The organism is Vibrio sp. 1078-1 (genome assembly GCF_033340475.1).
The window spans coordinates 1-24,293 of record NZ_JAWOWM010000011.1 but is presented as its reverse complement, the minus strand read 5'-3'; the positions used below and the strand labels follow the sequence as shown (position 1 = coordinate 24,293).

At 48.8% G+C, this 24,293-nt stretch carries 26 protein-coding genes and 1 pseudogene; 22 read left to right on the top strand and 5 right to left on the bottom strand.

All coding sequences use genetic code 11. From position 1 onward, the window contains the following. Nucleotides 1-7: 7 nt before the first annotated feature. The 8 genes from R7190_RS18175 to R7190_RS18140 all read left to right on the top strand — a co-directional run bounded on the left by R7190_RS18175 (nucleotide 8) and on the right by R7190_RS18140 (nucleotide 7,942). Nucleotides 8-394: a hypothetical protein gene (locus R7190_RS18175; RefSeq protein WP_014386770.1), complete on the top strand. Its 387-nt coding sequence runs from the start codon at nucleotides 8-10 to the stop codon at nucleotides 392-394. Nucleotides 395-479: 85 nt separating this feature from the next. Further along, entirely contained in the window at nucleotides 480-1,385 is a 906-nt protein-coding gene (locus R7190_RS18170; protein ID WP_138221991.1) for an NgrC, read from the top strand. An 82-nt stretch (nucleotides 1,386-1,467) separates the two neighbouring features. Then, nucleotides 1,468-2,025, top strand: coding sequence for a hypothetical protein (locus R7190_RS18165; RefSeq protein ID WP_014386772.1), 558 nt, complete (start codon nucleotides 1,468-1,470; stop codon nucleotides 2,023-2,025). 219 nt (nucleotides 2,026-2,244) lie between these two features. Then, a complete protein-coding gene (locus R7190_RS18160; RefSeq protein WP_014386773.1) occupies nucleotides 2,245-2,805 on the top strand; it encodes a hypothetical protein in 561 nt (186 codons plus the stop codon). 149 nt (nucleotides 2,806-2,954) lie between these two features. Further along, the gene (locus R7190_RS18155; RefSeq protein ID WP_041154738.1) at nucleotides 2,955-4,733 is read left to right on the top strand and encodes a toprim domain-containing protein; all 1,779 of its coding nucleotides are present in this window, start codon (nucleotides 2,955-2,957) and stop codon (nucleotides 4,731-4,733) included. Between the two features lie 312 nt (nucleotides 4,734-5,045). Then, the gene (locus R7190_RS18150; RefSeq protein WP_032073025.1) at nucleotides 5,046-5,597 is read left to right on the top strand and encodes a hypothetical protein; all 552 of its coding nucleotides are present in this window, start codon (nucleotides 5,046-5,048) and stop codon (nucleotides 5,595-5,597) included. 77 nt (nucleotides 5,598-5,674) lie between these two features. Further along, nucleotides 5,675-6,115, top strand: a complete 441-nt coding sequence (locus tag R7190_RS18145; protein WP_014386777.1) for a hypothetical protein — start codon at nucleotides 5,675-5,677, stop codon at nucleotides 6,113-6,115. Between the two features lie 372 nt (nucleotides 6,116-6,487). After that, on the top strand, nucleotides 6,488-7,942 hold the full coding sequence (locus R7190_RS18140; protein ID WP_014386778.1) for an LPD1 domain-containing protein: 1,455 nt from the start codon (nucleotides 6,488-6,490) through the stop codon (nucleotides 7,940-7,942). A gap of 2 nt (nucleotides 7,943-7,944) precedes the next feature. On the opposite strand, the gene R7190_RS18135 is transcribed toward R7190_RS18140, so the two are convergent. Further along, entirely contained in the window at nucleotides 7,945-8,238 is a 294-nt protein-coding gene (locus tag R7190_RS18135; protein ID WP_014386779.1) for a helix-turn-helix domain-containing protein, read from the bottom strand. A gap of 988 nt (nucleotides 8,239-9,226) precedes the next feature. Here R7190_RS18135 and R7190_RS18130 point away from each other — a divergent pair. The 5 genes from R7190_RS18130 to R7190_RS18110 all read left to right on the top strand — a co-directional run bounded on the left by R7190_RS18130 (nucleotide 9,227) and on the right by R7190_RS18110 (nucleotide 12,233). Next, complete coding sequence (locus R7190_RS18130) at nucleotides 9,227-9,433, top strand: hypothetical protein (RefSeq protein WP_014386787.1); 207 nt, start codon at nucleotides 9,227-9,229, stop codon at nucleotides 9,431-9,433. Nucleotides 9,434-9,436: 3 nt separating this feature from the next. Then, a complete protein-coding gene (locus R7190_RS18125) occupies nucleotides 9,437-9,718 on the top strand; it encodes a hypothetical protein (protein WP_014386788.1) in 282 nt (93 codons plus the stop codon). Nucleotides 9,719-9,868: 150 nt separating this feature from the next. Beyond that, nucleotides 9,869-10,417, top strand: a complete 549-nt coding sequence (locus tag R7190_RS18120; RefSeq protein WP_276456099.1) for a hypothetical protein — start codon at nucleotides 9,869-9,871, stop codon at nucleotides 10,415-10,417. A 57-nt stretch (nucleotides 10,418-10,474) separates the two neighbouring features. Then, nucleotides 10,475-11,443 carry a tyrosine-type recombinase/integrase gene (locus R7190_RS18115; protein WP_014386790.1) on the top strand — a complete coding sequence of 323 codons (969 nt, stop codon included), beginning with the start codon at nucleotides 10,475-10,477 and terminating at the stop codon, nucleotides 11,441-11,443. A 1-nt stretch (nucleotide 11,444) separates the two neighbouring features. Further along, complete coding sequence (locus R7190_RS18110; protein WP_102558614.1) at nucleotides 11,445-12,233, top strand: hypothetical protein; 789 nt, start codon at nucleotides 11,445-11,447, stop codon at nucleotides 12,231-12,233. Here the strand turns inward: R7190_RS18110 and R7190_RS18105 are convergent. Further along, entirely contained in the window at nucleotides 12,230-12,718 is a 489-nt protein-coding gene (locus R7190_RS18105) for a hypothetical protein (RefSeq protein WP_172686134.1), read from the bottom strand. The two genes, R7190_RS18110 and R7190_RS18105, sit on opposite strands and share 4 nt — an antisense overlap. A 2-nt stretch (nucleotides 12,719-12,720) precedes the next feature. Further along, nucleotides 12,721-13,671 (bottom strand): DNA-binding protein, encoded by a 951-nt coding sequence (locus tag R7190_RS18100; RefSeq protein WP_032073031.1) that lies wholly within the window; start codon nucleotides 13,669-13,671, stop codon nucleotides 12,721-12,723. Nucleotides 13,672-13,930: 259 nt separating this feature from the next. Between R7190_RS18100 and R7190_RS18095 the strand changes: the two genes are divergently transcribed. Continuing rightward, nucleotides 13,931-14,443: a DUF2913 family protein gene (locus R7190_RS18095; protein ID WP_172686135.1), complete on the top strand. Its 513-nt coding sequence runs from the start codon at nucleotides 13,931-13,933 to the stop codon at nucleotides 14,441-14,443. Here R7190_RS18095 and R7190_RS18090 read toward each other — a convergent pair. Both R7190_RS18090 and R7190_RS18085 read right to left on the bottom strand, forming a co-directional pair. Continuing rightward, nucleotides 14,367-17,372, bottom strand: a complete 3,006-nt coding sequence (locus tag R7190_RS18090; RefSeq protein ID WP_001143760.1) for a Tn3-like element Tn3 family transposase — start codon at nucleotides 17,370-17,372, stop codon at nucleotides 14,367-14,369. The two genes, R7190_RS18095 and R7190_RS18090, sit on opposite strands and share 77 nt — an antisense overlap. Before the next feature lie 157 nt (nucleotides 17,373-17,529). Continuing rightward, nucleotides 17,530-17,964, bottom strand: a complete 435-nt coding sequence (locus R7190_RS18085) for a mercury resistance transcriptional regulator MerR (RefSeq protein ID WP_000414383.1) — start codon at nucleotides 17,962-17,964, stop codon at nucleotides 17,530-17,532. Nucleotides 17,965-18,035: 71 nt separating this feature from the next. Between R7190_RS18085 and R7190_RS18080 the strand changes: the two genes are divergently transcribed. The 8 genes and pseudogenes from R7190_RS18080 to R7190_RS18040 form a co-directional block, all read left to right on the top strand. Next, the gene (locus tag R7190_RS18080) at nucleotides 18,036-18,386 is read left to right on the top strand and encodes a mercuric transport protein MerT (RefSeq protein ID WP_001294666.1); all 351 of its coding nucleotides are present in this window, start codon (nucleotides 18,036-18,038) and stop codon (nucleotides 18,384-18,386) included. 15 nt (nucleotides 18,387-18,401) lie between these two features. Continuing rightward, complete coding sequence (gene merP, locus R7190_RS18075; RefSeq protein ID WP_000732290.1) at nucleotides 18,402-18,677, top strand: mercury resistance system periplasmic binding protein MerP; 276 nt, start codon at nucleotides 18,402-18,404, stop codon at nucleotides 18,675-18,677. Nucleotides 18,678-18,748: 71 nt separating this feature from the next. Next, on the top strand, nucleotides 18,749-20,434 hold the full coding sequence (gene merA, locus R7190_RS18070; RefSeq protein WP_000149288.1) for a mercury(II) reductase: 1,686 nt from the start codon (nucleotides 18,749-18,751) through the stop codon (nucleotides 20,432-20,434). A 14-nt stretch (nucleotides 20,435-20,448) separates the two neighbouring features. Next, nucleotides 20,449-21,087 (top strand): organomercurial lyase MerB, encoded by a 639-nt coding sequence (merB, locus tag R7190_RS18065; protein WP_172686136.1) that lies wholly within the window; start codon nucleotides 20,449-20,451, stop codon nucleotides 21,085-21,087. Between the two features lie 111 nt (nucleotides 21,088-21,198). Beyond that, a complete protein-coding gene (gene merD / locus R7190_RS18060; RefSeq protein WP_000995361.1) occupies nucleotides 21,199-21,564 on the top strand; it encodes a mercury resistance co-regulator MerD in 366 nt (121 codons plus the stop codon). Beyond that, on the top strand, nucleotides 21,561-21,797 hold the full coding sequence (gene merE, locus R7190_RS18055) for a broad-spectrum mercury transporter MerE (RefSeq protein ID WP_001087810.1): 237 nt from the start codon (nucleotides 21,561-21,563) through the stop codon (nucleotides 21,795-21,797). Before merD ends, merE begins: the two co-directional genes overlap by 4 nt. Further along, a complete protein-coding gene (locus tag R7190_RS18050; RefSeq protein WP_001276635.1) occupies nucleotides 21,794-22,783 on the top strand; it encodes a DUF3330 domain-containing protein in 990 nt (329 codons plus the stop codon). Before merE ends, R7190_RS18050 begins: the two co-directional genes overlap by 4 nt. A 181-nt stretch (nucleotides 22,784-22,964) precedes the next feature. Continuing rightward, nucleotides 22,965-24,215: pseudogene (locus R7190_RS18040) on the top strand (transposase); the annotation flags it as partial. Between the last annotated feature and the right edge of the window lie 78 nt (nucleotides 24,216-24,293).

The following is a 24,293-nucleotide window of genomic DNA, read 5'->3' as shown; positions in this document are numbered from 1 at the left end:
GGATTCCATGTCAATTTGTGATGAAGCAATGTCTAAGGCCACTAACAAAGGCTATTTAATAACCGCAGAAGGCTGCACTCCAGTCGATATTCCAAAAGAAGACGGATTACAAACTATGTATAAGCTAATCGGCTGTAGCATGGTCCAGAGCTTTGATTGGGAGCTATCGAATGGAAAAACAGTCAGTCTTTATCTTGATGAAGAAGGACTGTTCAGTAGCGGTATCAAGCTCGGTTGTATATTACATGGTGCAGATTCACCTGTTGTAGGCAACATCATCGTGCTGGGTACTCCAGATTACAGCGATGGTGAAGGTTATGACACTTCTGCACCGGAAGACTTTGAAGAGCATCAGTTGATCGCTCGGAAAGGTCTTTTGGACATCTGTGCTTAACTATTAAATCCGAAATCATTAAAACCCTAAGGGGGCACCAATCCCTTAGGGGGAGGTGTCTCCTCAAAAAAACAAGGAGATAGCTATGATTAAAACTCATTTCAATAACCAACTGAAAAAACTTGGCTACCCAGAAGGTCTGACAATCGAGTACAGCCTTAGTTACTGTCAAGGTGATGGTATGAGTTTCTATGGAAACCTCGATGAGGATGATGTAGAGAAGCTTATGCTGCGAATTTATGACCCAAATACAGCAGGTGAAAACGCCGTACTTCGCGTAAAAAACCTTTTGGTTCGTAAAGAAGCATTATCTATGTTGGAAATATTAAGGGAAGCAGATATAGGATGTTGCAGAATGTCGATTGAGCGAAACTCTCATGGGCATCGGTACAGCCACTATAACTGCATGGATCTTTGTCATGAAGTCGATTTTGAAAGTTTCTCTGAGGAGCATTTTGAAGCGATTCGTGCCGCTGGTCTGGTAACAGGTGAAGTGACTGATGAGCACATCACTAGATGGCAAAGCATTTGGAACGACTTTGTGAGTCGTCTCGAACATGACATCAAATCTACATCCCAACAGCTTGAAGCCGAAGGCTATGCGCTGGTGGAAGGTACGCCATACGAAGAAGTTGTTTCCTGGGAGTTTAATACAGCTGACTACACAGTCCAGCTTAAAGAGCATCCCGAGCATGACTTTGATATTGGATGCTGGGACGAAGAGTTAGCATTACAAACAATACAGGATATTGTTGATGGTAAGCAGCGCTATCTGAGGTTGGAAGCTAAGATCCTCGACCGAGAGACGGAAGAGGAACTAGCATCTGAATCTATAGGTGGCCTGGTTATAGATGTTAATGACAGAAGTTATGGAAGTTACCGCCGCGAATTGGTCAGTAATGCCATAGCAGAAGTTCGTAAAATACAGCTCAAAAATGCTATATCAGAACATCATCAAATGCAGGAATCGTTAGTTCGTAAAGCGGCCTAACATTTTTACTTAACCCTAGAGGGGGGCTTGCTCCCCTTGTGGGGCAACCCCCTTCGATTTAAATAATTGAAGGAGAAACACTATGGGATTTTTTAGCTGGAAAACGTGTGATTCAAAAGAAAGCATCTCGAATGTATATTCTGGACGTCAAGTTCGCACTGTTTACTTACTACAACCTCATGGTCAGAAACCATTACAGGAAAATGCTTACGAGGGCTATGGCATATTTGGTGGAGTCAACGCCCATGTCTGGCTGGCAAAAGCAAACTTAGATAAGAACATTGCATCTGGAATGGATGACGAAACTTTGCGGATCATAGGGGTTTATCTGAGCTGTGGCTTTGATTTTTACCGAGATAAGAACAAGCAAGTTTATGCTTGTTCAGACAAGGTGATGGTGATAGAAGCTCTTGGCTTGTTTGACTTCCCGATTGTAAAGATAAATGGTTATGATGAAATGTTCACCGTCGATGGAGTATCTGGCACAATGGAACAGCATGAATGGAATGGACGTTTAACAAAGCAAACTCCGCCTTCAATTGCTTATCCTCTGAAATTTTCGTTTAACGAAAATGCGCGATATGAAGCCTATTCGGCATCAGAGTCGTGTGACAAGCAAGGATATTTCTACGATGATTAACAGTGAGGGGCGAAAGCCCCCACTTTCCCTTAGGTGTTATAGAGCACCTAACGGAAAGTGACGAATTCTACTCTCATTGAGAGTGAAGACGCGATAGCTGGTCGCTAAAAACAAACAGCATTCAATTTAAGTGAAAGTTCTCTTTCACCCTTCATAACCCAGTCGGGTACACCAACCCGACATGGGCCAGGTGTACCTGCAAACTGTAGGAGTACACCTATGTCTAACATTGCAATTCTGCAACATCTGCAACAACGTATGCTTGAAATTTCGAATGCGGAAAAACTACCTCTCCATTTCAAATCTAATTTGGAGATTGATGGTAAAGAGCTCGAACGTTTCAAAAGCAACCCAAGCGGTAAATTCGTTTGGTTACTGCGTCCTTCTGGAACTCAAATCGTTCCGGTCGGACTTGGCGTTAATCCCGTTCATATAACGTATTGGATCTGGTCAGAACAAGGACCAGAAACCAAAGCGTTTGTCGTGGATATCAACGCTGGCACCATAGAGAAGATTACTCATGAACAAGCAGAGAGCCTCATTATGATGCCTCCTTGCAAAATCTCTACTCTAATGAGTAAAGAAGAAGTAATCGAGAAAGTAGCTTACGTTCTCCGCGAAGGCGTAAACAGTAAGATTTGGGGAGCTTTTAATCCTCCATCTCTTGATGATTACGCTAAGTGGAATTGGATCGACTGGCTAACTTACTTCAAATCATCAGGTAATCACCTGATGCAATCCTTCTTGGGTAAGGCCATACGCAGAGTTAATGGTCAATAGCCCAAAATCAAACCCCAGCCGGGGAGAGCATCTCCGGTAGGGGAGCCTCCTTGGCTATTTTTTCCCGGTGTCGGGGTTTCCCTAAAGCCCCTGATACGGGGGGACTTAGGGAAGCCTCGATGTCGGGGTTTCAGCTAAGGAGAAACACTATGGATAACTCATATTTCTATAAAGCAGACGAAGTTCGTAGCCTCGCTAAGGGTCAATGGCTTTTCATTTTGGCGCATTTAATGCCTGAACTGGAACCAGCACTCAAAAAAGCGGGAAAGTCCCATGTTACATGTCCGTTTCATGGTGGAAAAAAAGACTTCCGTATGTTCAAAGATGCTCACGAAACAGGTGGTGCTATTTGTTCTTGCGGTTCTTGGCATGATGGCTTTGAGCTATTAAACCAAGCAAGAGGGTGGGATTTTGCTGAATGCCTACAGCAAGTTGGTGACTTGTTGATGGCTCCAAAGCATTTCAAGCGTCAGCAAAGCTCCAATAATACAAGTTCACCGCGCCGAGCACAGCAATCTGCTCCGGCAAAAGTGAATAACACCAAATACGATCCAAATCGTCGCCCTAAGTATCAGGGCACTTTAATTGCTCACGGTCAAGCTCCTTACCAGGACGACCCGATAAATGAACCAAGCTATTTTGCTTACATTCGTTTATCAACGGGCAATGAACGTAAGATTTGGGGCGTTGATCTAGAAAGAGCAATCGGAGAATGCGGTGCTGTATATGGTGATGAAGTCACTCTCACAAATTTGGGACGTGAAGCTGTTACCGTAATGCAGCCTGTATTTGAAGAAGGCACTGGAGAGATCATTGGTGAGAAACCAGTTCAAACACATCGCAATACGTGGTTGGTTGAAGTGAAAACTAAGAGTGTTCGTACTGCTAAACCAGAGTCTGTAGCGCAGGCAAAGGTTTCAAACAGCAGCTATGTCTCTCACTCTGCTCCTGGTTCTTATAACGAAGAGTCATGGGCTGATTCAAATGTTCCGACAGAACAACATGAGGATAATCATTCTTCATGTAGCCCTGTTGAGCATCACCAAGAAGCCGTAGTTGAACAAGAACATTCAGAAAGCAAGGTTGTTCCGCTCTTTGCTGAGCAGTCAAAGCCTTGGTTGATGGAACTTCAAGAGGAAATGCAAAAGAGAGCTCAACGCGAACGTGTTTACAATGCTCGCCTTTGTGAAAAAATTGAGAAGATCTGGAATGAATGTTTGCCCTTTAACTGTGCAGCAGCTGAGCCGTTACGTGCCTATTTCGTCAATCGCAAACTTTTGTTTGCACATGATGTAGTAGAACAGACAGACAGCCTGCGATTCCACCCAAGTATGTCCTATTACGATGAAGATGGTAATGAGGTTGGAAAATTTCCAGCCGCAGTACAAGCCATCCGAGACGCGAAAGGAAACTTGGTTACTTTACATCGTACATATCTGACCAAAAGTGGTAAGAAGGCCAAAGTAGAATGCGCTAAAAAGATGATGCCTGTTCCTGATGGATTGAGTGTCACTGGCGGTGCAGTTCGCTTAGGTATGCCAACAGAAGGAGTATTAGGTTTGGCAGAAGGCTTGGAAACAGCATTGTCTGGGTTCCGTGCTACTCACATCCCTACATGGTCCACAGTGAATGCTACTCTTTTGGAAAACTTTGAAGTTCCAGACGAGTTAGACATCCACACTGTCGTTATCTTTGCAGATAAGGATAAGTCGCTAACAGGGGAACGCTCCGCAAATGTGCTGAAATCTAAGCTTGAAAAGCAAGGATATACAGTTCATGTGCTGTTACCTAAGCTGCCCATTCCACCTCGTGCAAAAGGTATAGATTGGAACGATGTCCTGGTAACTCAAGGACAGATGGGATTCCCGCCGATTAGTACACTCCGCGAGTTTATTGCGCGTAGGGCAGGTGCTTATGGGCGTGTATAACCTAGCAGAAGTAAACACTGAGCCAGGTAACGAAGCTACTTGTCCCTTCTCACCTCCTTTGGGGTGGGAAGGTGATGAGAGCGCCTATCTAGAATTGATGCGTCAACGTTACAAAGACAGAAACTTCAACCAATTAATAATTGGAACTGTCTGGTGTTCAAAAAAAATGGACATACATTACTCTGGGCCGTTTGCAGAACAGGCAGCTCAGATTGTTAATAAACTCCGGTAGCATTTTAGCTACCGGACCATCTAATTACTGAGGGGAACCAAACCTGATGGGTCTGTTCGTCTCACCAAAGGAGAATAACTATGGATATGCCGCAACATCTTCGAAACCCAATGGTAGTTGAAGATGCAATGAAAAAAGCTGAGCCGCTTGCAAAGCAAATGGGGCTTAGTTCTATACCTGACGACATGCTTGAGTTGATCTGTCCGAACTTAACTTTCGCAGGACAATTCACGCCAGGGCTTTACGCAAGATTTCAGAGTGTGAAGCAACTACTGAAATCACTATCGGAACAACACAAACCTAAGCATGGCCATATTGTGAATTTAACGACACAATATGCGAGTTACGAAGAAGCAGTCTTGCTTTTACGTGAAGGTGAAATCAGAGGTGAGAATTTGATAGCTTCTGTGGGTGGAAAAAACCTAGATGATTTCGATATGCGAGATTATGGCATAGCGATGCATGTTGGCTGCGGTGGACCATTTAACCCCATTACTGATAAGCATATTCAAACACTATTCGAGTTCGATATGTTTGAGACTACTTATAACTTTTGGGGAGCTTATTGTGGTAATGGAATGATTGAAGTTACTGTTCCAATGAAGCGATGGTTTTTAACTTTGAATGAATAAATATTAATTTTTCAGTTTAACCCTGGAGGGAGATGTGCCCTCTAGGGGCTCTCTCCTTAAAAACTAAGGAGATAACAATGATTAAGTATATTTTTAACACTTCATTAAGGCAGGAAGTGATTATTGATACCGATAGCAATATTGATGGATATCAATACCACTATATTAATGTTGTTGAACACATTGCTTCTGGTGGAGAGGTTCAAAGGTTTTATCAGGCTGTCGTTGTAACAAAAACTAGTAGTCTTACTTACCACGATAGTTTTGCTACAGACTGGTTTTTGATTAAAAACAATAAACTTTATGTTTGTACTGATGAAAATGGGGAATGTCTTGTTGAATATAGCTCTGAGCATGAAGGCGAAACATTGCCCCTGACTCCTTTTTCCCGAATTGAAATATGTGTAAATAAGAAGGACTCGGCAATTGGATACGCCGTAGCTGAGTTCGCAAAAAGTGTTATAGACAGGGTATTCAATGTCAATGTTGCAAGTATCCCTGTCGTTAACCTGGGATAGTTCAAAAGCGCAGGGGGAAACCCCTCGCTTTCCTAAGCATCCTAAACAGGTTTCTTAGGAAAGTGCCTTGAGCGCTGATGTGCGATAGCTGGTCGCCATAAATAAACAGCATTAATTCACTTTTTATAACCCACGAGGGTACATCACCCTCTTGGGGTTGGTGTACCCATTTGAAAGGAGTACACCATATGAACCAAGCACTTCAATTGAACCCAACTCAAGTACGCGAACAAGCATCGGTAAGAAGGCTGGATTTTTAAGGCTTTGTTCATGCATTATAAATCTGCCGAGATTGGGCATTTCCGCGTTAGTTAACTAAGTGTTCTCTGGTGTATAAGTGTAATTCTATAGTAGAACCAAGAGTCTTATTATATGGGCAAGTTAGACGACACCGGAGAGTATTTACCTTTTGCAAAGAAGCATTTGGTATTAGGGAAAGATAACGGCGACACAAACATTAGCCTTAAATCAATTTGGCCGGAACCTAATTGGCAAGAATTGTGTGATGATGGTCTGTCAGTTGAAGTATGCGCATATTTATCGGTTTACTATTCTGGTTGGAGGAATAACCCCCGTCCAGCTCAGCCATCTGTCAGTCAAGAGCAATGGACAAACGCATACGAAAAATCACTACTTGTTTTGCAAGAGTTGTTTGAAAACGTAGCTGACAATGATGATGTAAAGTTGCTACCGGAACGATTTCGGAGTCGGATGGGTATCCCTAAGAAAACTGGTAGGCAACATATTAGAGATGTTTACCCATTGTACGCTGTTGGTAGAGGTGAAAATAGAACCTACAAAACTCCGTTTGCCTTGACGCTACGACAATCATCTTTAATTCATTTGCTGCCAAAATTAGGGTGGCCTTATACAATCAAGCCATACAATGTTGACCTATTTCCGGTGGCCTTCGAGGGGGGATTCTACCGACTGTGCTCGATACAAGGAAAACGGTTTGTATATAAAGAAACAGAAGAGTTCCCTAACAAATTCAAAAGTGAAACGGATGCTATAAATGCATTACGTTGTCACATGAATTTAGATGTATCGCCCTATATCCCCAGAAAGAAAATCGAAACGATAAGAAACATACAGCTCAGCTATGATGTTACACCAGAACAATTCATAAACACGTTCAATTTTAGAGGAGTTCAGTTTGGGAGCTCTATGCCAGACAAAGAACGTCAACTGTTTGTAAACAATAGCTTTTATGCATTCAAGGTATTAGCTCATATATTAGAGATACCAGACGGATGGATAGGGCTTGGAGGACAACTTGGCATAGCTTTCGGCGCAAGGGGGCAGGGGAAAGCAAGCGCCCATTATGAGCCAGACCTAAATATCATCAATTTGACTCGGCGGAGTGGACCTGGTGCAATTTCTCACGAGTGGTTCCACGGAGTTGATGCTCTTCTGGCAAGGTCTAGAGGATATGAGGGTAAATTGATCAGTGAGTTTATTACTGGCGTAGACATGGAAAACGCACCTGATAAGTTCAGGAAAAACATTCTCCTTATGAGGAATATCATTACTAAGCAACTTTGCTCTGGTACTAAGTATTTCAATCAATCACAGAAACTGGCAGGCCAGAAGGGAGCGCGAAAATACTGGATAGAAAGAAGCGAGATGTTAGCCAGGGCTTTTGAAGCTTTTGTCCAGGACTCACTTATAAGCAAAGGAATAAGTTGTGATTGGCTTGTTATGGACACTTTACTTTCAGATGTGCCTAAAGAACATCATGACAAGCATCCTTACCCGCAAGGCGATGAACGCAAGAATTTAAACTACTCGATGTTTAATCTAATGAAAGGGATTTGGAGTAATTAGGTTTAGCTTCTTGATAAAAAGTAGTCGAGTAGAGCACCTTTTCTAATCTCCTTTTTTTTAAACTGATCAAGCATATAGAAAAAATCAACATGATCGATACCATACAAGTCAAGGAGAGCTAATGCATCAAATAGGTCAATCCCAGTATGACCATTTTCGAACTTGGAAATGAAAGATTGGTTAACACCGATATGGTTGGCCGCGTCAGCCTGAGATAAGTTGCTTTTTTTCCGAAGCTCCTTAAACAGGTCACAGACAAATAAATATTCACTTCCTCCTTTCTGATAGAAATTCACAAAACACCTTGAAAATTATCTAGTCCACGAGTTACGCATGAACATGCGCGTCAACGAAGCGACAAAATTGGATTTCTCTTGATCATTCATCCGGGAAAAGTTGGCAAGATACATTTCCCGTTGAGTTACGATTGTCATTAGATTTGCCTCTAGCGGAGATGATGAGTCAATCAATAACTGAATGCGTTCAGGGATCTCCTCGGCAGTGCTAATGTCAAAATTTGTATTGTTTAACAAGAACATGCTGTTTCACCCATAAGAACCCCGTGGGATTATACACCCAAAGGTCAATTATTCCGAGTGGAATAATTCGCAAGACTTTAGCCGAAAACCAACCGGATTGGCTGGTGGTGAAATATGCAACCTGAGGGAGGACTTTTTTGTCGCCACAAGCCAATGTTTTCGCACAATATAGTTTGTACACAGCTAGGACAGTAGATCAGGCACTTACAGCAATCGGTACAATAAAGTTTTGTTACTATCGCGTATTGTCTGCTTGCTGCTGCGTCTGGACCTAGCTCTGCCCTACAAAACTCATGGTCTCTAAGGTTCTGATTTAGCGAAGGTTAGAAATTAGTGTACAAACTTTATTATTCCAAACCTGCCTTTATGTACAAACTTTCTGGTCACTGTACAAACTTTATTGTTCCAGAACAGCCAATAACTGGTGTAATATTAACCTTAAATTCTCTACTTACGAAAATGTACCTTTTCCAAAGTAGAGCTTGTAAAATTTAAAGGTCGAATAGTTTGCGACTCACTTTTCGCGCACGAGGGGCATAAAGTCACGTATAAGCACCTTTTTGAGTGGATAAAAGGAACGATAGCCGTCCTATTCTAAAACCATGATATACCGGGTGGTTTAGCAGTGGCGTTATCCATTTTGGCGAACTCTATTCTACATAGAGTTGTATGTTGGCAAACTTTATTTTACCTACACACTTTTATTTTCATATTTCGGCACAACAAGGTACGGAGGCGGAAAATCGTGGATTTAACTGAAATGGCACTAGTAGCAGCAGTACTTTCAACTCTTGGTTTTGCAGTTACCCTTATACGGCATGTCTTGTTTAAAAGGGAGTTCTATAAACTAAAAGAGGACATGAAAAAACATACTCTTGAGCACGGTGTTAACGAGGAGCTATGGATTTTATTTGTTACGCGGTCACGGAAGATGCTTAGGTTCTGGAGGTAACATATGCTAAATAAAACAAAGTTTGAAAAAGTTCTAAGTAGAGTGATCAACAAAAACAGCGCTCGTTGCTCAAAGTGCAAGCGAATGTTTACTCAGCCATGTCATACCTTTGGTGGTCTCGATGCAGAGGGCAAAGTTCATAATGTAGCTCTATGCTGTAGAGACTATATTGTAGACATGCGCCATTATGGTGTTTATACAACCCTTCCAGTTAATACAGCAGAAGGTGAACGCCAGGCCAAAGAACTATTAGATTCCCACCCCAAAGACGCAAGCAGGTATTGACTGTTCTAGTGAAACAGCGAGCAAAACCAAGATTGCACCAAACGAACAAAGAGTAAAAGTAATTAAAAAACAGCCAGATACAAAGCTGTTCTAACAAAACAAAGACAAAATTCCCTTTATTGCCCCAAAAGAACACTCGAAGAGAAGCCAATGTGTAACGGAAAAGTTATTTTTGTTAGCCAGAGAGAGGCTGAGACTATTCACCCAGAGCCCGGAGTAGCAATGATTTCTATCACCGATCCGGGAAAACCTTTAGCTGAACTAGGTTCCTGGGAGCTGATATACAGAGATTCTTTTTTTGATGGAGGCTATAGTGAAGACGCTATCCACATCCATAAAGATGAGTTTCGAATGCGCTATTGTTCTTATATTGATTCAGAACAGGCAGAGAAACTAAAAAATTTCATATCTCAACTAATCTCTTCTGGAGTGAATAAAATCTACGTTCACTGCTATTTTGGTCGTTCACGCAGTGGAGCTGTTGCTAAATACCTGGTGGATCAGTTCGGTTTTGAAAGCAATAAACCAATTGAGAGCCCAAATATGACTGTATATAAATTGCTATGTAATCCAGCACGGTTTGAACCCTTGATCCAGCAATATGAACAAGCTGCTAAAGCTCCTAAAGAAGAAAAGCAACCAACAATATCCCAGAAGTTCGTAGATTTATTGATGGTAGCTTTAGGGCTTAAAAAATAATCAGTGAATGTGGCCCCTACTCTCGATACAACGTGCATGAAAAGAAGAGAAACCAACATGGAATATCACGCTAACAACATAATAACTGCGGAACAACAAGGAGAGCTGATCACCGCAGAACAGATTAAGAGCAGTATAAAAACTAACGCGGCATCAGCCTATTTACTTAGTCTCCGCTCAAAGCTTAGCCGTCAAAAAATGGGTTACTTCCTGAATAATGTAGCCAAAATGACGGGCAACCAAAGCATGTTTCATTGTGACTGGGGGACAATGAGACGCCACCATGTCCAGGGTATTATTGACTTGCTTATTGATGCAGGAAGAGCTCCAGACACCATTAACACCTATCTTGCTGGGTTAAAAGGCGTCGCTCTTGAAGCATGGACAATGAAGCAGATTGATATGGAAAGTTATCACCATATCAAGCAAATAAAGAATGTGCGTGGCGAAAGAATTCCCAAAGGGAGAGCGCTAGAACGTCATGAAGTTGCCCAGCTTTTCAAAGTGTGTGATGAAGACTCACGATGTAAAGGAGTTAGAGATAGTGCAATTTTTGGGGTGCTTTTAGGCTGCGGTTTAAGGAGAGGTGAAATAGTGGCCCTAGATCTAGGCCATATAAATTGGCGAGAACAAGCAATTACAGTTATGGGTAAAGGTAATAAAGAACGATTGGCCTTTATGCCCGACGGAACGCTTAGAAGATTAAAATTGTGGGTTAATGATGTTCGAGGTGAACAGCCTGGGCCTCTTTTTCCAAGAATTCGACGACATGATGATGTACAAGACAGTCGAATGACAGATCAGGCAATCTACGAAATCTTGAGAACTCGACGAATGGAAGCTGGGTTAGAGCATTGCTCTCCTCATGATTTGCGTCGGACTTACGCGAACGACTTATTGGAAACTGGCGTTGATATCATGACCTTAAAGGATATGATGGGACATGCTAGCGTTACTACCACTCAAAGGTATATTCGCATCAAAGATGAGCAAATGCGAAATGCAAGTAAGAGGTTGGTAATTTAACATGCTCGTATCATTTCTGACATGGTTTTTAGTTGGTTTGCTGCCCATTGTGCTGGTGGTCATTATTCAAAACCTTATTGGAAAGTTGTTAACCCCTATTGCGCTTCGCAATAAAGCCAGCCGGGGGGTGTACTTAGCTACAGCAGCTATTGGAGTGCCTATTCATGAACTCAGTCATGCTATTGCGGCGTTCCTTTTTCGGCACCGAATAACCAAAATAAAGTTTTTTGAATACACAGCTGGGCATGGCCGCTTGGGATACGTCGAGCATCAATGGAACGTGTTGTCACCGTTGCAAAATGTCGGGCTTTTCTTTATTGGTATTGCTCCTTTGATAGGAGCTGGTGCAGTCATATACTTAACTACAAAGCTAATGCTTCCAGGCTTATTGGATACGCTGGCTTGGCGCATAGTAGAAATTCCTATGGGAATAACGGGCGATCCAGTCAAAGATGCTTTCTATGCTGTGCAGTACGGCATTTCTGGTGCTGGTATTGCGATTCTTTCCGTGAGCTCGGAGCCTCAGTTCTGGCTCTGGATGCTGATCAGCAGCGTTGTGGCGTTTCACTCGACACCAAGCAAAGCTGATATGCAGAGCGCATGGAAGGGAGCGATAGCCGTAGGAGTGTTATTAACGGGGATTGTCTTCATTTTCGAGGCTTATTATCCACTAACCGAAATGGTGGTTGGTTATTGGCTTTACAGTGTATCTATTATGTCTGCCACAATTGTATTTTCTATGCCTTGGTGGGTAATATTGCTGATGATCGCTATGGTTTCAAAACGCTAGCTCTCTGTTTTTTTAGCTGTTCTCTCAAGCAAAGCGCTTTGGCGGAGTATTGCCAACACATCAGCAACCGTCATTTTCCATCCCATAGCAAGACGTCGAATGATAAACGAACCTAATTCAGTACGTTCTTGCGGATTAAACAAACACTGTTTAACCTGCCCTGCTTCTGATAAGGATAGTGAAATCCCTTCGGGTCCATTATGTTGTAATTTGAAACCTTTGTTACGCTTAGAACCGTGATAAGCCCCCTCAGATAAACGAGCAAGGCCGAACAGTACCTGAGTAAAGCTGGTAAGCTCATACCTTGTCAACTGGATGGAAATTTTTTCCTGCCAGTTTGCATCAGTGCCAAGAAGTGGCGCAATCTCGATTGTGACCGAAGGATATTCATCCTTTTGGGTCTCTGTATACTGGAACTGAACTACAACACGCTGGTGTTTGTTATAGATTTTAAAAGCTTCACCAAACAATTTAGTTTCGCTCATAACTAATCTTTCACCTCAAGTTGCGACAATTTTTTCTTTGTACTGATATGAGCTTTGCGTTCGGAATTCAAATCAGATTCAAGTTTGCTTTTTGCTTTTGAAGTGGCCGCGTGAGCTGCTTTTTCGGTATCGAGAGCTTCGCTAATTGTCTCCAGTCGCCCCAACCCTTTCTCTGATTGCATAAGCCGCTCTTGAAGATGGTTAACTCTATCCTGAGTTGTTTGATGCGATTCTTTCTCTGCTTTTAAAGATTCACGGAGTGCTTCATTTTGAGCACTTATAGTCGCGTTTTGTGTTTCTGCTTGGGTGAGTTTTTCGCGGATATCTTTTAACTCAGAGCGTAGTTGTTCACGGTTAGATTGAGCCTCTTCTACCAGCTTACTGCTGTCCTCAAGACGCATCTCCGCTTTGGCTAAGTCTGTGGTTAATCGGTCAATCTGAGTTCGATGTTCAACAATCACCCTACTCTTTTCTTCTAGTTGATCACGCAGTGTCTGTTCAGTAGTAGTCCAAGATGATTTGGCCGCTGCATGTTGTTCGCTATGTTCCTGTGCCAACTGTTCTTTCTTTTGAACTTCAAATTGAAGGCGCTCTATTTTGCTTTCAGCATCAGCTAAGGCAGAAAGAGCCTCTGCTTCGGAACTTTTAGCAGCACGTAGCGTTTCTTCAAAGCGAGATTCAATAGCAGTTTGAAACCTGCCCATCTCTTTCATAAATGAGTCAGCAAATGCATCACTGAATCCCATTGATTCCATTAAATGAGCCTGGGATGCTTCGAGCTCTTCACGCCACTGCCTAACAAAGCCTAGAGCCGTTCCTTTGGAACCTCTGCCAAGTTCTGCGATCACTCGATTGCCGCTTATCTTTTCTCCGGAAGCATGTAGACGGTCACAGACACCTTTTACGTCTGAATAAGTCAATGCAGGACTTTGTTGCCGCTTTTCCATAATCATTTCTCTTCAAAAAAATCAAGTATACCGTCAATAGTATGCCAAATACGGTACAGTTACAAACAAGTGTACCTTTAATACGTTAGAATTGAATGGCGGTACAGTTTGATTGTTTTGCATCTAGATAAATAATCATAACAGACTGATATTTAAGGATGTTATTATGGTTTAAATCGAGAATGAACAGGTTGTAAGGTGTACCGATTACTGTACTTTCGGTACACCAGTTCTAAACCAACTCTTTAAGTGCGAGGTGTGATAAATGAGAAGAAAAAGTGGTGATTATCCACAATTGGTAAATGACTTAGTAATCAATACATTGTTACACCTTTATATGGAATGTAGCGATACACGTCGGTTTGTGCCTCTCCACCAGCGAAATGCGATTGTTATGCGTTATCTGAAATCCTTACTCAAAAAAGCAGCATACAAGGAGACAAGAAAAGATATTAAAGCTCTTATTTACGCTGGGCAGAAAGGTGACAAGTTGGAAGAGCAATTGTGGAGGCTCAAATCTCTTGTTAATAATTATGGCAATGATGTTGAAAAGTTTTACGGATTCCTCAACTTAATTGAGAGTACGTTAGCTATTTACAGTGAGTTATTTAAAGAAAATACTGCTGTCGTTTCGAATAGAGTTTATTTGTTAGCTGATCACATTGATAGGGGTCTGACGCTCAGTGGAACGAAAACTCACGTTAAGCAACGTTTTCTGCCTCTGACGCCTCTTTTAATGGTCTCAGATGTCCTTTGGTCACCAGTTCTGCCAGCGTGAAGGAATAATGGCCGAGCATATTGATATGTCCGTGGCAAAGCGGGGAGAGGCGTGCGATATCTTCATCATTCAGTGTTTCACCCTGCGCCCGGAGATGATCCAGGGCTGCCTGCATATAAATAGTGTTCCATAACACGACGGCGTTAGTGACCAGCCCCAGTGTGCCCAGTTGATCTTCCTGACCGTCGGTATATCGTTTTCTTATCTCACCTTTTTGACCGTGACAGATGGCTCTGGCAACGGCATGGCGACTTTCTCCCCGATTAAGCTGGGTCAGAATGCGCCGGCGGTAATCTTCATCATCAATATAATTAAGCAGATACAGCGTTTTGTTGATGCGCCCCACTTCAATGATTGCCTGAGTCAGTCCGGAAGGACGTTCACTTTTCAGCAATGAACGGACCAGCACTGAAACCTGTACTTTGCCCAGCTTCAGGGAGCCAGCGGTCCGGATCATTTCGTCCCACTGAAGGACTATTTTTCGGGGATCTGATTGCCCTCTGGCAATATCATTCAGCACGCCATAGTCGGCATCATGGTCCATTCGCCAGAAAACCGAAGCACCGGCATCAGCCAGGCGTGGAGAAAACTGGTATCCCAGCAGCCAGAAAAGGCCAAAGACAAGTTCGCTGGCACCTGCTGTATCGGTCATAATTTCGGTTGGATTCAGCCCGGTCTCCTGTTCCAGAAGACCTTCCAGCACAAAGATAGAGTCCCTCAGCGTCCCCGGTATAACGATGCCATGAAAGCCGGAATACTGATCGGACACAAAGTTGTACCAGGTGATCCCTCTGTTATTACCAAAGTATTTGCGGTTCGGTCCGGCATTGATTGTTCTGACTGGCGTAACAAAGCGCATTCCATCTGCAGATGCCACTTCTCCTCCACCCCATATCTGTGCCAGTGGCAGCGTTGCCTGAAAATCAACCAGTCTGGCATTAGCGCTGGTGATAGTTTCAGCCCGCAGATAGTTCGCTTTTGTCCAGTTCAGCCGGTGTCGGGTCAGTGCAGGAACATTTGATCTGATCAGTGGTTCCAGACCGATATTGCAGGCTTCAGCCATCAGCACGGCGCTGATGCTGACGGGCAGATCATCAACTCTGGCACTGGCTTCACTAGCATGGAAAAACTCATCAGCAAATCCGGTATGGGCGTTAATTTCGAGCAGCAACTCCGTTAAATCCACCGGAGGGAGTAGATCACTGATCATTTTGCTCAGTCGTTTCAGACTGTCCGGCTCATCAAGACTGGCGAGGGGAGAAATTGTCAACCGGGGCTTCGGGCCAGAAACATCGAGTTCGACAGCCTCATTTTCGCAAAGACGTGCAGCAACCTGTCTGTAACGACTATCAAGCTGATGACCCAGAGATTTTATTGCTTCCTGCGGGTCTGTCGGGTGCCCCAAAGAACGATAAACCTTAATCCGGTTTGCCTGCCAGTCAGCACCCTGTAGTAATCTTGCACGAGGATCTCCCCACCGGTTACTGCCGGTAACGTAGACATCCCTCCGCCTCAGACTATCCTGCAGTTTACTGAGAAAGCAGAGCGTGTATCCCCTGCGGGTGATATGTTTTTCCTTGTTAATCACCAGCCGTTTCCATGACCGACTGATAATTTCCGTTGGTGCGTCGTCAAAAAACTGCCGCCGTGAGCTGAACTCCCGGCTGAGGTAGTCACAGGCATTCAGAGTGGTAACCCCGGCAGGTGCGGATGAAAATTTAACGGTATTCAGCAGATGGGGCAGGAAACGACGAACGCGCCCGTACTGCTCCACCATTTCTTCATGAAAATTATCGTCTGAGGGCCGGGCAATTTCACGGACAAGCGTGATGATTTCAGCCAGCTTTTGCCTTGGGATGTAGCTGAACACCTCAGCACGAATCGATTCGTCCGGTGTTTCTTCTTTCAGCAGGTACGAACATGCGCTGGCGAGCGCCAATGCAGATTTATCCAGATCCTTCAGCGAGCGGAGCCGTTTTTTCTGCCCAATCTTTCTGGCGTCACGGATGATAACGGCCAGCATGGCGTCCAGAACGTCCAATGCATCATCCAGCGCCAGCGTTTCCCATGCAAGGACAAAGGCAACCAGAACCGCCATCCTTTTCTGCGGTGACATCCTGGCAATATTGAACACCGAAGTCATACCAGCATAACGTGCGAGATTTTTCAGGCGCACAGCCGGGAGTGTACTCAGGTTTTCAGCATGCAGGCCAAAATCGTTCAGAGTTTTCCAGCGTTCAATTGCTTCATTAAACGCCGGACCACTGATGGTCACAGGGCCCTTTTTCAGTGATTCCAGTAAAGACAGGCGGCTGCAATCAGTTGGCCCCAGCAGCATCTCCAGCTGTGAACGCTGTTCGGCTGACGGTATCAGTGCCAGTTTGTTCCACAGGCGCAACGTCGCCTTTTCCCTTACCTCTGAAATCAACCGGGTCAGCGTAGTGGCTCCGGGGAGAATAATACGATGTTGCATAAGCCACCCTGTCGCCAGATCGAAAAGCAGGCCAGGACGTTCGTTGCTTATCCAGCTCCGGGTATATAAAAGACGGGTAAGGCGAAATGTCCAGGGCCAGGCAAATTCACGATACTGATAGTGCTGACGTATCAGCGCTGCATGCTCACGGCGGGTATTTTCCCTCTGACCGTATTCTGCAAGAACGGTGATATCACGAATCCCGAGCTGTCTGGCGGTAAAATGCCGGACGCCGGAAGGAATATGATTCATATCGGTGAGGAAGGTGCCCAGAAAACGGACACATCCAATTTGCAGGGCAATGCCCAGACGGTTGTGATCACCTCTGCTTTTTCCGATAAATTCCTTGTCTGCTTCATCAAGGTGAAAATATCGTGCCAGCTGAAGCTCATCCGGTTCACCGGTGAATCTGCCATAGCTTTCAGTCTGCTCAGTGGTCAGAAAGTCAACGGGCATATCGGCCTCCCTGCCTGACGGGCATTTAGTAACATTTTTCCAACCGTACGAAATGTTATAAATTATCGGACATCGTAAAACTGTTACATTAATATGTCTATTAGGGGTCGTCTCAGAAAACGGAAAATAAAGCACGCTAAGGCGTAACTACCCTCGGCTACACCGCGTCGGCACCACGCGGCTCTTTCTCCCCTTGCAGCGAAGCAATCAGCGGGCAAGAAACGTTCCCTTGCCGCGCATGGCAGGCGAACACAAGTTCGGATAGCACGGTTTCCATGCGCGCCAGGTCGGTCATTTTTTCGCGCACGTCCTGAAGCTTGTGCTCGGCCAGGCTGCTGGCTTCCTCGCAGTGGGTGCCGTCATCCAGCCTCAGCAGCTCTGCGATCTCGTCGAGGCTGAATCCGAGCCGCTGGGCTGATTTCACGAAGCGCACCCGCGTCACATCCGCCTCGCCATAGCGGCGGATGCTGCCATAGGGCTTGTCCGGCTCCGGCAACAAGCCCTTGCGCTGATAGAACCGGATTGTTTCCACGTTGACCCCGGCCGCCTTGGCGAAAACGCCAATAGTCAGATTCTCCAAATTTTTTTCCATATCGCTTGACTCCGTACATTGGTACGGAAGTAAGCTTAAGCTATCCAATCCAGATTTGAAAGGACAAGCGTATGTCTGAACCTCAAAACGGGCGCGGGGCGCTCTTCACTGGCGGGCTAGCCGCCATCCTCGCCTCGGCTTGCTGCCTGGGGCCGCTGGTTCTGATCGCCCTGGGGTTCAGCGGCGCTTGGATCGGCAACTTGACGGTGTTGGAACCTTATCGCCCGATCTTCATCGGCGCGGCGTTGGTGGCGCTGTTTTTCGCCTGGCGGCGCATCTACCGACCGGCGCAAGCCTGCAAACCAGGGGATGTGTGTGCGATTCCCCAAGTGCGCGCTACTTACAAGCTCATTTTCTGGGTCGTGGCCGCGCTGGTTCTGGTCGCGCTCGGATTTCCCTACGTCATGCCATTTTTCTATTAATCACAGGAGTTCATCATGAAAAAACTGTTTGCCTCTCTCGCCATCGCTGCCGTTGTTGCCCCCGTGTGGGCCGCCACCCAGACCGTCACGCTGTCCGTACCGGGCATGACCTGCTCCGCTTGTCCGATCACCGTTAAGAAGGCGATTTCCAAGGTCGAAGGCGTCAGCAAAGTTAACGTGACCTTCGAGACACGCGAAGCGGTTGTCACCTTCGATGATGCCAAGACCAGCGTGCAGAAGCTGACCAAGGCCACCGAAGACGCGGGCTATCCGTCCAGCGTCAAGAAGTGAGGCACTGAAAACGGCAGCGCAGCACATCTGACGCCCTTGTCTGCTACCACAAACGAAAAAGGATCTGTCGCATGACCCATCTAAAAATCACCGGCATGACCTGCGACTCGTGCGCGGCGCACGTCAAGGAAGCGCTGGAAAAAGTACCCGGCGTCCAATCTGCCATAGTGTCCTATGCCAAGGGCGCGGCCCAGCTCGCCCTTGATCCAGGCACAGCGCCGGACGCACTGACCGCCGCCGTGGCTGGCCTGGGCTACAAAGCGATGCTCGCCGATGCCCCGCCGACCGACAACCGCACTGGGCTGTTCGACAAGGTGCGCGGCTGGATGGGTGCCGCCGACAAGGGCAGCGGCGGCGAGCGCCCGTTGCAAGTCGCCGTGATCGGCAGCGGTGGAGCCGCGATGGCGGCAGCACTGAAGGCCGTCGAGCAAGGCGCGCAGGTCACGCTGATTGAGCGCGGCACCATCGGCGGCACCTGCGTCAACGTCGGTTGTGTGCCGTCCAAGATCATGATCCGCGCCGCCCACATCGCCCATCTGCGCCGGGAAAGCCCATTCGACGGCGGCATGCCACCCACACCGCCGACGATCTTGCGCGAGCGGCTGCTGGCCCAGCAGCAGGCCCGTGTCGAAGAACTCCGTCATGCCAAGTACGAAGGCATCCTGGACGGCAATTCAGCCATCACCGTTCTGCACGGTGAAGCGCGTTTCAAGGACGACCAGAGCCTTATCGTTAGTTTGAACGAGGGTGGTGAGCGCGTCGTGATGTTCGACCGCTGCCTGGTCGCCACGGGTGCCAGTCCGGCCATGCCGCCGATTCCGGGCCTGAAAGAGTCACCCTACTGGACTTCGACCGAGGCCTTGGTCAGCGACACCATTCCCGAACGCCTAGCCGTGATCGGCTCGTCGGTGGTCGCGCTGGAACTGGCGCAAGCCTTCGCCCGGCTGGGCAGCCAGGTCACGATCCTAGCTCGCAACACGCTGTTCTTCCGCGACGACCCGTCCATCGGCGAGGCCGTCACAGCGGCCTTCCGTGCCGAAGGGATCAAGGTACTGGAACACACGCAAGCCAGCCAGGTCGCGCATGTGAACGGCGAATTCGTGCTGACCACGGGACACGGTGAAGTACGTGCCGACAAGCTGCTGGTCGCTACCGGACGGACACCGAACACGCGCAGCCTGGCACTCGACGCGGCGGGAGTCACCGTCAATGCGCAGGGTGCCATCGTCATCGACAAGGGCATGCGCACCAGCACGCCACACATTTACGCGGCCGGCGACTGCACGGACCAGCCACAATTCGTCTATGTGGCGGCAGCGGCCGGCACCCGTGCCGCGATCAACATGACCGGAGGGGATGCTGCCATCAATCTAACCGCGATGCCGGCCGTGGTGTTCACCGATCCGCAAGTAGCAACCGTGGGCTACAGCGAAGCGGAAGCGCATCACGACGGGATCGAAACCGACAGTCGCACGCTCACGCTCGACAACGTGCCGCGTGCGCTTGCCAACTTCGACACACGCGGCTTTATCAAGCTGGTCATCGAGGAAGGTAGCGGACGGCTCATCGGCGTGCAGGTCGTCGCCCCGGAAGCCGGCGAATTGATCCAGACGGCTGTTCTCGCCATTCGCAACCGCATGACGGTGCAGGAACTGGCCGACCAGTTGTTCCCCTACCTGACGATGGTCGAGGGGCTGAAGCTCGCGGCGCAGACCTTCACCAAGGATGTCAAACAATTGTCCTGCTGCGCAGGATGAAAGGAGATGGAACCATGAAGCTCGCCCCATATATTTTAGAAAGTCTCACTTCGGTCAATCGTACCAATGGTACTGCGGATCTCTTGGTCCCGCTACTGCGGGAACTCGCCAAGGGGCGTCCGGTTTCACGAACGACACTTGCCGGGATTCTCGACTGGCCCGCTGAGCGAGTGGCCGCCGTACTCGAACAGGCCACCAGTACCGAATATGACAAAGATGGGAACATCATCGGCTACGGCCTCACCTTGCGCGAGACTTCGTATGTCTTTGAAATTGACGACCGCCGTCTGTATGCCTGGTGCGCGCTGGACACCTTGATATTTCCGGCGCTGATCGGCCGTACAGCTCGCGTCTCATCGCATTGCGCTGCAACCGGAGCACCCGTTTCACTCACGGTTTCACCCAGCGAGATACAGGCTGTCGAACCTGCCGGCATGGCGGTGTCCTTGGTATTGCCGCAGGAAGCAGCCGACGTTCGTCAGTCCTTCTGTTGCCATGTACATTTCTTTGCATCTGTCCCGACGGCGGAAGACTGGGCCTCCAAGCATCAAGGATTGGAAGGATTGGCGATCGTCAGTGTCCACGAGGCTTTCGGCTTGGGCCAGGAGTTTAATCGACATCTGTTGCAGACCATGTCATCTAGGACACCGTGATCGGATATCGACCCAATGTTCTACGGCACCGGCATCGGATTCGCAGCGCGCGGATTGAACTCGGCGAAACGGTATATGCATTGCCGTGAACCGACCAAAAGGAGGTGTTCGATGAACGCCTACACGGTGTCCCGGCTGGCCCTTGATGCCGGGGTGAGCGTGCATATCGTGCGCGACTACCTGCTGCGCGGATTGCTGCGGCCAGTCGCCTGCACCACGGGTGGCTACGGCCTGTTCGATGACGCCGCCTTGCAGCGACTGTGCTTCGTGCGGGCCGCCTTCGAGGCGGGCATCGGCCTCGGCGCATTGGCGCGGCTGTGCCGGGCGCTGGATGCGGCGAACTGCGATGAAACTGCCGCGCAGCTTGCTGTGCTGCGTCAGTTCGTCGAACGCCGGCGCGAAGCGTTGGCCAATCTGGAAGTGCAGTTGGCCGCCATGCCGACCGCGCCGGCACAGCATGCGGAGAGTTTGCCATGAACAGCCCCGAGCGCATGCCGGCCGAGACACACAAGCCGTTCACCGGCTACCTGTGGGGTGCGCTGGCGGTGCTCACCTGTCCCTGTCATTTGCCGATTCTCGCCATTGTGCTGGCCGGCACGACGGCCGGCGCGTTCATCGGCGAGCACTGGGGTATTGCAGCCCTCACGCTGACCGGCTTGTTTGTCCTGTCTGTGACGCGGCTGCTGCGGGCCTTCAGAGGTCGATCATGAGCGCTTCCCAGCCAATTGAATGGACAGTGGCGCAACTGGCGCAGGCGGTCGAGCGCGGGCAGCTTGAGCTGCACTACCAGCCGATTGTCGATTTGCGCAGTGAGCAGATTGTCGGCGCGGAAGCCCTGTTGCGCTGGCGTCATCCGACGCTCGGACTGTTGCCGCCGGGCCAGTTCCTGCCCGTGATCGAATCGTCCGGCCTGATGCCGGAAATCGGCGCATGGGTGCTGGGCGCAGCCTGCCGTCAAATGCGCGACTGGCGGGTGCTGGCATGGCAACCGTTCCGGCTGGCCGTCAATGTTTCGGCGAGCCAAGTGGGGCCAGATTTCGACAAGTGGGTAAAGGGCGTGCTGGCCGATGCCGGGTTGCCCGCCGCGTATCTTGAAATTGAGCTGACCGAATCGGTTGCGTTCGGTGATCCGGCGATCTTCCCCGCCCTGGAAGCTTTGCGACAGATCGGTGTGCGCTTCGCCGCCGACGACTTCGGCACCGGCTATTCCTGCCTGCAACACCTGAAATGCTGCCCCATCAGCACGCTCAAGATCGACCAATCGTTTGTCGCCGGACTCGCCAACGACCACCGCGACCAGACCATCGTGCGCACCGTGATTCAGCTTGCGCATGGGCTTGGCATGGAAGTAGTGGCCGAAGGCGTGGAAACATCGGCGAGTCTTGATTTGTTGCGACAAGCGGACTGCGACACAGGACAAGGCTTCCTGTTCGCCAAGCCGATGCCGGCGGCGGCATTCGCCGTCTTCGTCAGTCAATGGAGGGGTGCCACCATGAATGCAAATGATCCGACTGCCACCAGTTGCTGCGTGTGCTGCAAGGAAATCCCGCTCGATGCCGCCTTCACCCCGGAAGGCGCGGAATACGTCGAGCACTTCTGCGGGCTGGAGTGCTATCAGCGCTTCCAGGCGCGCGCCAAGACCGGGAGCGAAACCGATGCCGATCCGAACGCCTGCGACTCATCACTGTCAGACTGAGGCATACCCTAACTTGATGTCAGATGCCATGTGCAAACGATGTCATTTTCAGAAGACGACTGCACCAGTTGATTGGGCGTAATGGCTGTTGTGCAGCCAGCTCCTGACAGTTCAATATCAGAAGTGATCTGCACCAATCTCGACTATGCTCAATACTCGTGTGCACCAAAGCGAGGTGAGCATGGCGACGGACACCCCACGGATTCCAGAACAAGGCGTGGCCACTCTGCCTGATGAGGCTTGGGAGCGTGCGCGCCGTCGTGCGGAGATCATCAGTCCGTTGGCGCAGTCGGAGACGGTCGGGCACGAAGCGGCCGATATGGCGGCTCAGGCGCTGGGCTTGTCTCGGCGCCAGGTATACGTTCTGATCCGGCGTGCCCGGCAAGGCAGCGGCCTCGTGACGGATCTGGTGCCCGGCCAGTCCGGTGGAGGTAAAGGTAAGGGGCGCTTGCCGGAACCGGTCGAGCGCGTCATCCACGAGCTACTGCAAAAGCGGTTCCTGACCAAGCAGAAGCGCAGCCTAGCGGCCTTTCACCGCGAAGTCACTCAGGTGTGCAAGGCTCAAAAACTGCGAGTGCCGGCGCGCAATACCGTGGCCTTACGGATCGCTAGCCTTGACCCGCGCAAGGTCATCCGCCGGCGGGAAGGCCAGGATGCCGCTCGTGACCTACAAGGTGTGGGCGGCGAGCCTCCTGCCGTGACCGCGCCGCTGGAGCAGGTGCAGATAGACCATACGGTCATCGACCTGATCGTGGTCGATGACCGCGACCGGCAACCTATTGGCCGCCCGTACCTGACCCTCGCCATCGACGTGTTCACCCGCTGCGTGCTCGGCATGGTCGTCACGCTGGAAGCGCCGTCTGCCGTTTCGGTTGGCCTGTGCCTCGTGCATGTCGCCTGCGACAAGCGCCCTTGGCTGGAAGGACTGAACGTGGAAATGGATTGGCAGATGAGCGGCAAGCCCTTGCTGCTCTACCTAGACAACGCGGCCGAGTTCAAGAGCGAGGCCCTGCGCCGGGGTTGCGAGCAGCATGGCATCCGGCTGGACTATCGCCCGCTGGGACAGCCGCACTATGGCGGCATCGTGGAACGGATCATCGGCACGGCGATGCAGATGATTCACGACGAACTGCCGGGAACGACCTTCTCCAACCCTGACCAGCGCGGCGACTACGATTCCGAAAACAAGGCCGCCCTGACGCTGCGCGAGCTAGAGCGCTGGCTCACATTGGCGGTCGGCACCTACCACGGTTCGGTGCACAACGGCCTGCTCCAACCGCCGGCCGCGCGCTGGGCCGAGGCCGTGGCGCGTGTCGGCGTACCGGCCGTCGTCACACGCGCTACTTCGTTCCTGGTCGATTTTCTGCCGATCCTCCGGCGCACGCTGACCCGCACCGGCTTTGTCATCGACCACATCCACTACTACGCCGATGGGCACTGTTGCAAATAGTCGGTGGTGATAAACTTATCATCCCCTTTTGCTGATGGAGCTGCACATGAACCCATTCAA